General features: G+C 48.9%; 10 protein-coding genes. 1 reads left to right on the top strand and 9 read right to left on the bottom strand.

All coding sequences use genetic code 11. The annotated features are described in order from the left end of the window. Nucleotides 1-7: 7 nt before the first annotated feature. The 9 genes from KBW69_RS07340 to murJ form a co-directional block, all read right to left on the bottom strand. The gene (locus KBW69_RS07340; protein WP_257280468.1) at nt 8-1,006 is read right to left on the bottom strand and encodes an ABC transporter permease; all 999 of its coding nucleotides are present in this window, start codon (nt 1,004-1,006) and stop codon (nt 8-10) included. An 89-nt stretch (nt 1,007-1,095) separates the two neighbouring features. Beyond that, a complete protein-coding gene (locus KBW69_RS07335; RefSeq protein ID WP_257280467.1) occupies nt 1,096-2,472 on the bottom strand; it encodes a CmpA/NrtA family ABC transporter substrate-binding protein in 1,377 nt (458 codons plus the stop codon). A 423-nt stretch (nt 2,473-2,895) separates the two neighbouring features. Further along, nucleotides 2,896-3,495: an ANTAR domain-containing response regulator gene (locus tag KBW69_RS07330; RefSeq protein ID WP_257280466.1), complete on the bottom strand. Its 600-nt coding sequence runs from the start codon at nt 3,493-3,495 to the stop codon at nt 2,896-2,898. 88 nt (nt 3,496-3,583) lie between these two features. Beyond that, entirely contained in the window at nt 3,584-4,528 is a 945-nt protein-coding gene (gene ispH / locus KBW69_RS07325) for a 4-hydroxy-3-methylbut-2-enyl diphosphate reductase (RefSeq protein WP_257255214.1), read from the bottom strand. Nucleotides 4,529-4,531: 3 nt separating this feature from the next. Continuing rightward, nucleotides 4,532-5,011 (bottom strand): peptidylprolyl isomerase, encoded by a 480-nt coding sequence (locus tag KBW69_RS07320; RefSeq protein WP_257255215.1) that lies wholly within the window; start codon nt 5,009-5,011, stop codon nt 4,532-4,534. Between the two features lie 96 nt (nt 5,012-5,107). Further along, entirely contained in the window at nt 5,108-5,602 is a 495-nt protein-coding gene (lspA, locus tag KBW69_RS07315) for a signal peptidase II (protein WP_257255216.1), read from the bottom strand. Between the two features lie 231 nt (nt 5,603-5,833). Then, nucleotides 5,834-8,671 carry an isoleucine--tRNA ligase gene (ileS, locus tag KBW69_RS07310; protein WP_257255217.1) on the bottom strand — a complete coding sequence of 946 codons (2,838 nt, stop codon included), beginning with the start codon at nt 8,669-8,671 and terminating at the stop codon, nt 5,834-5,836. Nucleotides 8,672-8,838: 167 nt separating this feature from the next. Continuing rightward, the gene (gene ribF / locus KBW69_RS07305; RefSeq protein WP_257255218.1) at nt 8,839-9,762 is read right to left on the bottom strand and encodes a bifunctional riboflavin kinase/FAD synthetase; all 924 of its coding nucleotides are present in this window, start codon (nt 9,760-9,762) and stop codon (nt 8,839-8,841) included. Nucleotides 9,763-9,942: 180 nt separating this feature from the next. Then, complete coding sequence (gene murJ, locus KBW69_RS07300) at nt 9,943-11,526, bottom strand: murein biosynthesis integral membrane protein MurJ (RefSeq protein WP_257280465.1); 1,584 nt, start codon at nt 11,524-11,526, stop codon at nt 9,943-9,945. Nucleotides 11,527-11,811: 285 nt separating this feature from the next. Here murJ and rpsT point away from each other — a divergent pair, with 285 nt between their 5' ends. Next, entirely contained in the window at nt 11,812-12,078 is a 267-nt protein-coding gene (rpsT, locus tag KBW69_RS07295) for a 30S ribosomal protein S20 (protein WP_257255220.1), read from the top strand. The last annotated feature ends 42 nt before the right edge of the window (nt 12,079-12,120 follow it).

The raw sequence follows: 12,120 nt of genomic DNA, 5'->3' as shown, positions 1-12,120 counted from the left end.
TGTTGAATTAACTGGCTGTGCCGGCCTTGTCCCAGGAGACAAAACGCTGCAGCTGAAGCATGGTGCGATCCAACAGAAAACCGATAAACCCGATGACGATAACCGCCACCATAATCCGGGCCAGAGAGTTTGAGCTGCCATTTTGGAACTCATCCCAGACGAACTTTCCAAGACCGGGGTTCTGAGCCAGCATTTCTGCAGCGATCAGAACCATCCAGGCAACGCCTAACGACAATCTCATACCAGTGAAAATCATCGGTATGGAAGCGGGCAGAACAATTTTCTGAACATGCTTCAGGGCTGGCAGTCTCAGCACACGGCTGACATTCACCAGATCCTTCTCAATAGAAGAAACGCCCACTGAAGTGTTGATTACCATGGGCCACAGACAACAGAGCGTGACGGTAATCATGGAATTTAAAAAGGACTTGGCTACCAAAGGGTCAGGACTGATATAAACAGCACTGACGACCATGGTCACCAAAGGTAGCCAAGCCAGAGGAGAAACCGGTTTAAAAATCTGAATAACAGGATTCACTGCCGCATTCAGGGTTTTATTCAGTCCTATGGCAATCCCCAGGGGTATGGCGATGACTGCTGCCAGGACAAATCCACTCAGCACAGTGATAAGGCTGGTGAAGATCTGGTCTGGAAACGTTTCTTTACCGGTGTAGGCACGGATTTTGGGTACGTAATCCGGATCCTTCGCCAGTCTGGCTTCAATACGCTTCTCTTGTCGCTCATAGAAGGCCTGCTCTTTCACTCGTTCAGCGCTATGCTCTTCATAAAGCGACCCCATTTGCTCCCAGACTGCCGACGGTCCGGGAAATTTGCCCAGTGATGTATCAATCTTGCTGGCGGCTCCTGCCCAGATCATCAGAAAGACCAGGATGCCGGCAAAAGGAATCAGCAGGGTTTTAAAGGTTTTTGTTATTGTTGTTTTAAGACTTTCGGAAATAATTGGCTTATTGATGTTGTTATTGGCCAACGCAGTTTCAGTTGTCATGTTTGTTCTCTCCCCCAAACAGCCTTGAGCGGACAATTCAGTCCGAGCTTGCATGGATCAACCCTCAGGCTGATCCATTCAAGACGAAATCAGATCTTGTCGCCCTGCTTCAGACCAATACTGAACTTGTTGATGTACTCATTAGGTTTCTTGCCGTTGTAGACGATACCGTCAATGAAGTGAGTCTGTGGATTTCTGAACCCGTCTTCTTCAGCAAAGTTCGGGAAGTCGCTGACCTTAGCCAGTTTGTCTTTAATCAGGGACCTGGCAGCTGCTTCGTAGATGTCTGGACGATAAACTTTCTTGGCAATGTCGACGTACCAGGCATCGGGTTTATCTTCAGGAATCTGTCCCCAACGACGCATCTGAGTCAGATACCAGATCGCATCAGAGTAGTAAGGATAAGTCGCGTTGTAACGGAAGAAGACGTTGAAATCCGGTACTTCACGTTTATCGCCTTTCTCATATTCGAAAGTCCCGGTCATGCTGTTGGCAATAACATCGTAATCAGCACCGACATAATTGGACTGGGAAAGTATCTTCACGGCTTCAGGACGGTTGGCGTTGTTGTTTTCATCCAGCCATTTGGCAGCACGGATCAATGCACGGGTCAGACGAATCGTGGTGTTGGGATATTTCTCGGCAAAGGCTTTGGTAATACCGAACACTTTCTCAGGATTGTCTTTCCAGATCTCATAATCCGTAACAACAGGAACACCGATATTTTTGAACACAGCCTGCTGGTTCCAGGGCTCACCTACGCAGTAACCATAGATCGTGCCTGCTTCCATAGTGGCTGGCATCTGGGGTGGTGGAGTCACAGAGAGCAGTGCGTCAGCATTAATCTGACCCGAAGTATCTCCCTTGTGCGGAGCATAATATCCAGGGTGAATGCCACCTGCTGCCAACCAGTACCTTAATTCATAGTTGTGTGTAGATACCGGGAAGACCATGCCCATGTTGAATGGCTTGCCGTCGTCTTTGTACTTTTCCACAACCGGCTTCAGGGCATCGGCTTTGATAGGATGTTGAGGCTTGCCGTCTGCCCGCTTGGGAATATTTGGCTTCATCTGTTTCCAGATTTCATTGGAAACGGTGATACCATTACCATTCAGATCCATGGAAAACGGAGTGATAATTTCAGCTTTAGTCCCATAACCCATAGTCGCAGCAATAGGCTGACCGGCCAGCATGTGCGCGCCATCGAGTCGTCCATCGATCACACCATCGAGCAAGACCTTCCAGTTTGCCTGAGCTTCAATCGTGACGTACAGACCTTCATCTTCGAAGTAACCTTTTTCGTAGGCGATGGCTATGGGAGCCATGTCCGTCAGTTTGATGAAACCAAACCTCAGCTCTTCTTTTTCTGGATAGCCCAACTCAGCCTTTGCCTGCATCGATACAAGACCACTGACGCTAATCAGAGCACTCAGTGCGACCGACTTTAAGGGTTTAAACCACTTCATTCATTACTCCCAACATCTCTACTGATAGCTCACAGCCCTGCTACCTAAAGATTTATTATTCTGCACCGCTCCCTGAAAATGGCTCCTCGGCTATGGCGCCTGCTTCGCTCTGACAACCACATCCTGTCGTCTTGCATTTCAGGGACACAGTACATCCATGTAAAAAAAAGCGCCCACCGCGCCTTGGAAATTCTTCCAGACAGCGGTGAGCGCCTTTGCTCTCTTTCACAACGCCTTTGTTGTGAATGTCTGTTCCTGCCACCCTTGGCAGGAACATTTTTTATTGTTGTAGCTGACTTTAAGCATTTTTAATGCCAACTATTTTCAGTCTCTAACAATGCTTATTTTTTGAATTTTCTTTCATTTTATTTCAGCTTGGTGCATCGCAGTGAAAATGCGCACCAACAACGTGCAACCCTCCGATCATGACGTTTTTTCTTCTAGCATGTTGAAAACATCAATGACATTTCTGGCCACAGCCGCCATAGTTTTGCCGTTATCCATAGCCATCTTTCTTAACTTTTTATATGCCAGGTCTTCACTAATCCCTTGCCTGGTCATCAGCAAACCCTTAGCCCTGTCCAATATCTTTCGATCTTCCAGAAGATTCCGGGTCTGCACCAGCTCATCTTTCAATGACTGGTATTCCTGAAAGCGGGCAACGGCTACGTCAATAATAGTTTTGAGGCGTTGTGGCTGAAGGTCAGCCACGATGTAGGCATTAACACCGGATCGAATAGCTTGCTGGACAATATTCTCGGTGGTTTGCTCTACAAACATGACGACAGGAAGTGGAGAAGCCTTACTGATCAAAGCGAGCTTTTCCAAAAGCGAAGGGGCAGGTTTATCCAGACCAATCACCAGAATATCGGGCAAGAGGCTGGAGACAAGGGTCAGCAGGTCCTCATTCTGTTCTTGTCGCTCAATGACTTCATAACCAAACTCATTCAGTGCGCGGTTCAAAACAGATAGTCGAGACGAACGGTCTCCAATCAACAACACTGAATCCATAACCTGCAACATTCTCTTCCCTGAAAAGATAACTATTCACAGGTTATTTATAAGCAAAGGCTGTACCAGAGCAATCAGGATTCAGTTAAGCATTTAGAAATCAAACTTCTACGATCCGAAGTTCTTTGGGCATAGTGAAAACAATATTCTCTTCTTCACCCTCAAGCTCTTTCGGCTCTTCAGCGCCTAATTCAATCAGTCGGTTGATAACACCTTTCACCAGCACTTCAGGAGCGGAAGCACCTGCGGTAATACCCAGAGTTTGTTTACCTTCCAGCCACTCAGGCTGAATATCATCAGCACCATCAACCAGGTAAGCTGATGCACCTGTTCTTTCTGCCAACTCCCTGAGGCGATTGGAATTGGAACTGTTCACAGAACCTACCACAAAGACTGTATCGCATTCCGATGCCAGAGCCTTCACAGCATCCTGACGATTTTGAGTGGCGTAGCAGATATCGTCTTTACGTGGTCCGTTAATTTCAGGGAACCTGACTCTCAGAGCATCAATCACCCTCGCAGTATCGTCCATGGACAGTGTCGTCTGAGTCACGTAAGCAAGATGTTTCGGATCTTTCACTGCCAGTTTTTGAACATCGTCTTCTGTTTCAACGAGGTACATCTTCCCGCCATTAGCGTCGTCGTACTGGCCCATGGTACCTTCCACCTCGGGATGACCATCATGACCAATCAGAATACACTCCATGCCGTCACGGGAGTACCGCACAACTTCCATATGGACTTTTTTGACCAGAGGACAGGATGCATCAAAGACTTTCAGACCTCGACGGTCAGCTTCTGCTTCGACCGCTTTGGAAACACCGTGAGCACTGAAAATAACGATAGAATCATCCGGTATCTGATGAAGCTCCTCGACAAATATGGCACCACGCTCTTTGAGATTTTCGACCACAAACTTGTTGTGAACAACTTCGTGACGCACATAAATAGGAGGCTCAAAAACATCCAGAGCCCGGTTTACAATGTCGATAGCCCGGTCAACGCCTGCACAGAATCCCCGGGGATTTGCCAGCCTGATTTTCATACCTCAGCACTCTTTATCTAGTGTATGAGTTTCTGGTGTATTAGCCGCTTGAGTGATGTTCAGAACGTTCACTTCAAACAACAGTTCTTTACCTGCCAGTGGATGATTGAAGTCCACCTGAACATGACTGTCTGTCAAACCTGTAATAACGCCAGCCAGCTCAGAGTTGGCCGCATCGGCAAAAGAAACGACCAAGCCCTCCTGCAACGCCATGTCACCAGAGAAACTGTCCCTGGCAAATTCCCTGATATTTTCAGGATTGGGCATGCCAAAAGCACCGGCAGGAGGAATTCTGAAACTGCCCTGATCGCCCTCGGACAGACCATAGATCACCTGCTCAAAACCCTGAGGCAGGTTTCCATCCCCCACGACAAAAGTGGCAGGCTGGCCATCAAAATTACTGTCTACCACCTGCCCGTCCTCCAGTTTCAGGGCGAAGTGCAGCGTTACCTGCTTTCCTGGTCCTACCACAACATCAGACATTGTTTTTCTATACCCGCTTTCGAAAAATCCATTCATACACAGACAATGGCAACCGTCAGCCAAGAGGTTCCGGGTGCCTCACAGTCCGATATAATTTCAGCTATGACTGTTGTGTTGAGGCCGGAAAATATCCAGAATCAACATCGCAGCACCGGAGGTAATGGCCATATCCGCCAGATTGAAGGATGGAAAATACCAGCCGTCATAATACACCAGCAAGAAATCCACGACGTAACCATTCATGAACCGGTCATAAAGATTGCCCAGTGCACCTCCCAGTATCAGAGCCATGGAACATGCCTGCCATCTTTCATCTTTTTTCATTCGGGCAAGCCAGATGACCAGCATCAGACTGACAACCGATGCCACTCCCACAAAAAACCACCGTTGCCAGCCCCCTTGATCACTCAGAAAACTAAAAGCAGCGCCGGTATTATAGGCCAGAGTCAGTGAGAAAAAGGATGGGATGACAGGCACCTGCTCATAAAGATATAAACTGTCCACTACCCGATGCTTGACCAGCTGATCCAGAATCAGAACCACTCCACTGATCCACAACCAGTGGAGCATTCCCCAGGAATTTTTTCTCATACCGTTGAGGCCCTTTTAATCTGTCTTAGTGAGTCCCAGTTAAATCTTATGCCGAGTCGTATAAACGTCGATATGGTTACAAACCGAAATATAAGATAAAGCTCTAAGCCTATAACTCGAGGAACTTAGTATTCCTTCTCTGGTTGACTGTTCTTGCAGTCAAAAAATGGAGCACCAGTGAGTGAAAAAATGCCCGAACTGTATCGGGCATTTCTGACTCATGATGATCAATCAGGCAAACTTCCTTACTTCACCTTCACCATCAACATTATCAACACAACGGCCACAGAGTGTTTTGTGAGCTTCGATAGTGCCAACGTCTTCACGACGGTGCCAGCAACGAACACACTTCTCATGCTCTGACTTGCGAACAGCCACCTTCAGACCATCAACATCGGTATCCACGGCATTAATAGCTTCACAAAGAGGCTTCAGTTCAGCCTTGGAAGTAATCAGGACAAAGCGCAGTTCATCGCCAAGCTTGCCCAGTGTTTCGAGCAGTTCTTCATTGGCAAACAAGGTTATTTCTGCTTCAAGTCCGCCACCGATCACACTTTCATTACGGTCACCTTTTCGAGCATCTTCAAGAGCCTTGTTAACAGCGTGTTTCACGGTCATGACGGAGTTCCAGTATTCAGCACCCAACTCATCACCCTCAAGACTTATCAGGTTTTCATACCAGGTTTCCAGCAGAACAGACTTGCTGCGCAGACCAGGAATAGCCTGCCAGATCTCATCAGCTGTAAAACTGGTGATAGGCGCTATCCAACGGGCAAACGCTTCAACGATATGGAACATAGCGGTCTGACAGCTTCGACGCGCCAGACTATCTGACTGCGTTGTATATTGACGATCCTTGATAATATCCAGATAGAAACCGCCCAGATCCAGAGAGCAGAAATTATGGACTTTCTGGTAAACATTCAGAAAATTGTAGCTGTCATAAGCGTCAATGACTTCTTCCTGCAATTTCATGGCTCGATCCACTGCCCAGCGATCCAGAGACAGCATATCGTCCCGGGCCACAGTGTCAGTTTCAGGGTTAAAACCGTTCAGGTTAGATAGCAGAAAACGAGCCGTGTTTCGAATACGACGATAGCTGTCTGCCGTACGCTTGAGAATTTCATCAGATACGGTCATTTCTGCGGTGTAGTCAGTTGCAGAGACCCAGAGGCGCAGAATATCGGCGCCCAGTGACTTGAATACCTTCTGGGGAGCAATGACATTACCCAGAGACTTGGACATCTTGCGACCATTGGCATCCACCGTGAAACCATGAGTCAGGAGCTGCTTATAGGGAGGCACTCCTTTGGTAGCAATACCGGTCTTCAGGGATGACTGGAACCAGCCACGATGCTGGTCAGAACCCTCTACATAAATATCTGCAGGTGAATGCAGGCCCTTGCGACGATCCAGCACAGAATAATGAGTGACGCCGGAATCAAACCAGACGTCCAGAGTGTCTGTCACCTTCACGTAATGTTCAGCGTCTTCCGCTGTTAAGAGGTCAGAAAGCTCCAGATCAAACCAGGCATCCATACCTTCACGCTCGACTTTCAAGGCCACTTTTTCAATCAGGGCAGAAGTATCCGGGTGCAGCTCTTCGGTTTCCTTGTGAATAAACAGAGCAATGGGCACCCCCCAGGTACGCTGACGAGAAATACACCAGTCGGGGCTCTGACCCAGCATGGACTCCATACGGTTACGGCCCCAGTCCGGAGTGAACTTGACGTTATCCAGTGACTTCATGGCGGTATTCAGCAGACCTTCTTTTTCCATGCTGATAAACCATTGAGGTGTAGCCCGGAAAATCAAAGGCGTTTTGGTTCTCCAGCAGTGTGGATAGCTGTGCACCATTTTGGCCTGAGCCAGCAAACGACCATTACCTTCGACCGCTTCGACAACCTTTGGATCAACCTTGTAAACGTGTTCACCAGCAAACTGTTCAACGTGGCTGCGATAAACACCGGCATCATCCAGGTAGTTCAGAGTGCCAATGCCGTATTTTTTACCAACATTAAAGTCATCCACACCGTGGTCAGGTGCAGTATGAACACAGCCGGTACCAGCGTCGGTTGTGACGTGATCACCCAGGATCAGTGGGATTTCACGCTTGTAGAATGGGTGGGCAACTTTTTTGCCTTCCAACCGGACGCCCGGGCTACGGGCAATCATGGTGTAGTCTTCAATGCCATAACGCTGCATGGCTGACTCAACCAACTGCTCGCCAAGAATCAGTCGTGCAGGCTGACCGTTTACCTGACACTGAATCAGGGCATAACCCAATTCAGCTCCCAGTGTCACCGCCTGAGAAGATGGCAAAGTCCATGGCGTTGTTGTCCAGATGACAACAGCTACCTCCCCTTCACCTTGCTCTTCACTGTCAAAATCAAATGCAGACAGCAGGTCAGCATCATCAAGAGCGGCATAACGCACATCAATCTGGGTGGACGTTTTTTCCTGGTATTCCACTTCAGCCTCAGCCAATGCAGAACCTCCGGCCACACTCCAGTAAACAGGCTTATAACCTTTCACCAGATGACCGTTGTCGGCTATTTTACCCAGGGCTCGAATTATGTCGGCTTCGGTCTGGAAATCCATGGTCAGATAGGGCTTATCCCAGGCACCCAGAATGCCCATGCGCTTAAAGTCTTCACGTTGACCATTAACCTGTTTGCTGGCGTAATCACGGCATTTGGCACGGAAAGTTTTAAAATCAACCTTATCACCCGCTTTGCCCAGCATACCTTCCACTTTGTGCTCAATCGGCAGACCGTGGCAGTCCCAGCCCGGCACATAGGGCGCATCAAAACCGCTCAGGGTTTTGGACTTGATGATCATGTCCTTAATGATTTTATTGACCGCGTGACCGATATGAATATCGCCATTGGCATAAGGAGGGCCATCATGCAGAATGAACTTTTCACGACCTTCAGATACCTTGCGAATTTCTTCATAAAGCGCCTCGTCGTACCAGCGCTTGAGCATTTCAGGCTCACGCTTGGCCAGATTTCCACGCATTGGGAAATCAGTCTCCGGCAAGTTCAATGTATGCTTATAGTCGGTCATAGTTGGATCTCATCATCACACGTCTTGCGGGCCAGACACACATGCCCATCAATCGTCATCCCAAACTGTTTTAAGAAACTCGTTCGGAGGTTCCGAACGACGTTCCCGGCAATCTTCTCACGACCTGTTCCATCTAAGCGTTCATGAAACAGGTTTTTCAATCTGGCTTATTGATGAAAGAAGCTTCTTGCTGCTTTTACATCATCGGTAATCGCTGCCTTGAGGGCATCCAGCGATTCAAACTTTTTCTCATCACGGATTTTCTTAATAAACTCAACCCGCAGAGTGTGGCCATAAAGGTCTCCCTGGTAATCCAGAAGATGCACCTCCAGCATGGCACGCTTAGCCTCCAATGTGGGCCTGACACCCAGATTCGCTACCGCATCGTGGCTTCGGCCATCGAACAACACCCTGACTGCAAACACTCCCTGTATGGGCAGCGTCCGCCTGCAGACACGTATATTGGCTGTTGGAAAACCCAGCTGCCTACCCAGCTGCCGACCTTTGATAACACGCCCCATCATGGTGAAGGGACGCCCTAACAATTTTTCTGCTGCACTCAGACTCACATTCGCCAACTGCTGACGGATCCGGGTACTACTGATACGATCCATATCCATGGATACCGTTCGGGTATCGCACACCTCAAACCCGAACTGATCGCCCATCTTTCTCAGGTGCGCAAAATTTCCCTGCCGTTTCAGTCCGTAACGGAAATCATCTCCCACTATCAGGTAGCGTATGTCCAGCCCATCCACCAGCACCTTCATAACAAAATCATCTGGCGTAAGGTTTTGCAGCTTCTGATTAAAAGGCAGGCACAATACCTGTTCAACACCGGCCTCTTCCAGAAGCGTCAGTTTTTCTCTCAGGTTGGAAAGCCTCGGCGGCGCCTGACCGCCCTGAAAATATTCCCGGGGCTGAGGTTCAAAAGTGATCACGCAGACCCTGACGCCCAACTCGAAGGCTTGCTGCCGCAGTGTCTCCAGGATAGTGCGGTGCCCCAGATGAACACCATCAAAATTACCAATAGTCGCAACACAGGCGCGATGCTCCGGTCTGATATTGTGCATTCCGCGAATCAACTGCATTGGGCGGTTTATTCTCTGTTAGGCTGGCAAAGGCAGGGATTATATCTCAGGTGCGTTATGGACTTAAGAGCCATATTCATCAAATCGCTGCTCTTTTTTCCGGGATTGAATATTTCGCTCATGAAACTGCTAAAAGGAAATCTGGCAGACAATAACAAGCTGTCCGCCGGACCCTGGTCTTTAATGTCTGAATTGAGCAGGGCGCAATCCCATGACCAAGAGTGCCGCTGCGTAAACAGCAAGTCCGGCACCAACCACTTTCGCCATTTCAGACACTCTCTGCCAGAGCGTGGCATCCAACCACCAGACAGCCTCCCCCGCCATCCAGACCAATAGCAGCGCCATTGCAAGATTGGCAAAGATCAGACGCCCACAGAATAACCACCACCCCGATTCAGGAGTGAATACTCCGGAACGTTTTAACCCCCACAACAATAACCCGGCATTCAAGAAGGCAGACAAAGTGGTAGCCAGAGCCAGACCAGCATGTTTCAGCCAGAAAACCAACATCAGATTAAGAGCCATATTGGCCACCATCGCGATAATGGCAATCTTGACCGGAGTCTTGGTATCCTGACGGGCAAAGTAGCCTGGCGCAAGCACCTTGATCAACATAAAGGCGATCAAACCCAGAGAATAAGCCCGCAGACTCATACCCGCCATCACCACATCCCGGTTCTGCATCTCACCGTAATCAAATAATGTTGCCAGCAGAGGCTCTGACAATATGAACAGCGCAATGCCCGCTGGAACGCCAATCAACAGGACAAGACGAATAGCCCAATCCAGGGTTTTGGAAAACTGATCTCCGGCGTCATCAGCATGCTTGCGAGAGAGGCTCGGAAGAATCACTGTGGCAATGGCGATACCAAAAACACCCAGCGGCAGTTCTGACAGGCGGTCAGAGTAATAAAGCCAGGAAACACTTCCGGTTTCCAGAAAAGATGCCAGCACCGTATCCAGCAACAAGTTGATCTGACTGACGGATACCCCGAATAACGCCGGAATCATCAGTTTTACGATTCGCCTCACACCTTCGTGCTTATGTCCCCACCCGGGGGCAGGCAGCAGGTGAATCTGCAGTAAAAAAGGAATTTGCAGCAACAACTGTGACGCACCGGCAATCACAACCCCCCAGGCCAGAGCCATGACAGGCTCATCAAACCATTGTGACAGGAAGACAGTTGAGCCAATCAGACTGAGATTCAGCAGGACCGGGGTAAAGGCAGGTACCGCAAACCGGTTGTAACTATTCAGTATGGAGCCCGCCAGAGCAGTCAGCGATATCAGCAAAAGATAGGGAAAAGTAATCCTCAGCATCTCTTCAGCCAGCAGCAGCTTTTCAGGGTAATCAACAAAACCCGGAGCAAACAGGCGGATTAAAAGGGGAGAGGCCAGCATACAGACCAGAGTCACCAGCAGCAGCAAAACCGTCAGAGTACCACTGACCCGACTGAGCAGATAGCGCACCTCTTCAAAGCTGCGTTTACTACGATACTCTGACAACACTGGTACAAATGCCTGGGAAAAAGCGCCCTCAGCAAACAGCCGACGAAGAAAATTTGGAATCTTGAAGGCTACAAAGAATGCATCTGCTGACGAAGTAGAACCAAAGTACCCTGCAATGACTACATCTCTGGCCAACCCCAACACTCTGGAAAGCATGGTCATCATTCCCACAACCACACTCGATCTCAACAAACCGGGCGTTTTATCCTCATCTTCACTCTTCTGAGGGCTCTCTGATAGGTTCTCTATGGACATTCAGGTTGCTCAAACGATCAAAAACTGGCGATAGTACTGAGTTGTCAAAGTTAATAACAGCATGATGCGGGTTTGCGTGCCAAAGCGTCAAGAAGCCTTATTGACAACCCTTGTTCAAATAGGCATGATTCCGCGACTCGACTGTATGGGTATGGCACTGGTGAAGCCCTTGCCCGGGGGATTCGTCGGTGACGCGGCAAACACCATACTCCCAACAGGGTGCCCGAAGCAGCCCTGTTTAAAGACAGTGCAAACGGTTAATCAAGATTCTTAGGAGCACCACAAATGGCTAACTCTCCATCCGCCAAGAAGCGCGCCCGTCAGGCTGAGAAGCGTCGTAATCACAATGCTTCCCTGCGCTCCATGGTTCGTACTTCCATCAAGAAAGTAGTTCGCGCCATCGAAGCCAAAGACATTGAACTGGCTAAAACTGAATACATCGCGGCTGTGCCAGTGATCGACCGCATGGCCGACAAAGGCATCATCCACAAAAACAAGGCTGCTCGTCACAAGAGCCGCCTGAATGCACAGATCAAAGCTCTGTCTGCATAATTGTTAGCCCCGCGTAGCAAGGGCATTACAAAAAGGCCGGTT

This window comes from Endozoicomonas sp. ISHI1, from assembly GCF_024606225.1.
Taxonomy (GTDB): Bacteria; Pseudomonadota; Gammaproteobacteria; order Pseudomonadales; family Endozoicomonadaceae; genus Endozoicomonas_A.
This window is presented reverse-complemented; position numbering and strand designations above follow the sequence as displayed.

What these genes read in the sequence shown, in the direction of transcription:
- KBW69_RS07340 (WP_257280468.1), bottom strand. Translation starts at nt 1,006, where the DNA reads ATGACAACTGAAACTGCGTTGGCCAATAACAACATCAATAAGCCAATT.
- KBW69_RS07335 (WP_257280467.1), bottom strand. Translation starts at nt 2,472, where the DNA reads ATGAAGTGGTTTAAACCCTTAAAGTCGGTCGCACTGAGTGCTCTGATT.
- KBW69_RS07330 (WP_257280466.1), bottom strand. Translation starts at nt 3,495, where the DNA reads ATGTTGCAGGTTATGGATTCAGTGTTGTTGATTGGAGACCGTTCGTCT.
- ispH (WP_257255214.1), bottom strand. Translation starts at nt 4,528, where the DNA reads ATGAAAATCAGGCTGGCAAATCCCCGGGGATTCTGTGCAGGCGTTGAC.
- KBW69_RS07320 (WP_257255215.1), bottom strand. Translation starts at nt 5,011, where the DNA reads ATGTCTGATGTTGTGGTAGGACCAGGAAAGCAGGTAACGCTGCACTTC.
- lspA (WP_257255216.1), bottom strand. Translation starts at nt 5,602, where the DNA reads ATGAGAAAAAATTCCTGGGGAATGCTCCACTGGTTGTGGATCAGTGGA.
- ileS (WP_257255217.1), bottom strand. Translation starts at nt 8,671, where the DNA reads ATGACCGACTATAAGCATACATTGAACTTGCCGGAGACTGATTTCCCA.
- ribF (WP_257255218.1), bottom strand. Translation starts at nt 9,762, where the DNA reads ATGCAGTTGATTCGCGGAATGCACAATATCAGACCGGAGCATCGCGCC.
- murJ (WP_257280465.1), bottom strand. Translation starts at nt 11,526, where the DNA reads ATGTCCATAGAGAACCTATCAGAGAGCCCTCAGAAGAGTGAAGATGAG.
- rpsT (WP_257255220.1), top strand. Translation starts at nt 11,812, where the DNA reads ATGGCTAACTCTCCATCCGCCAAGAAGCGCGCCCGTCAGGCTGAGAAG.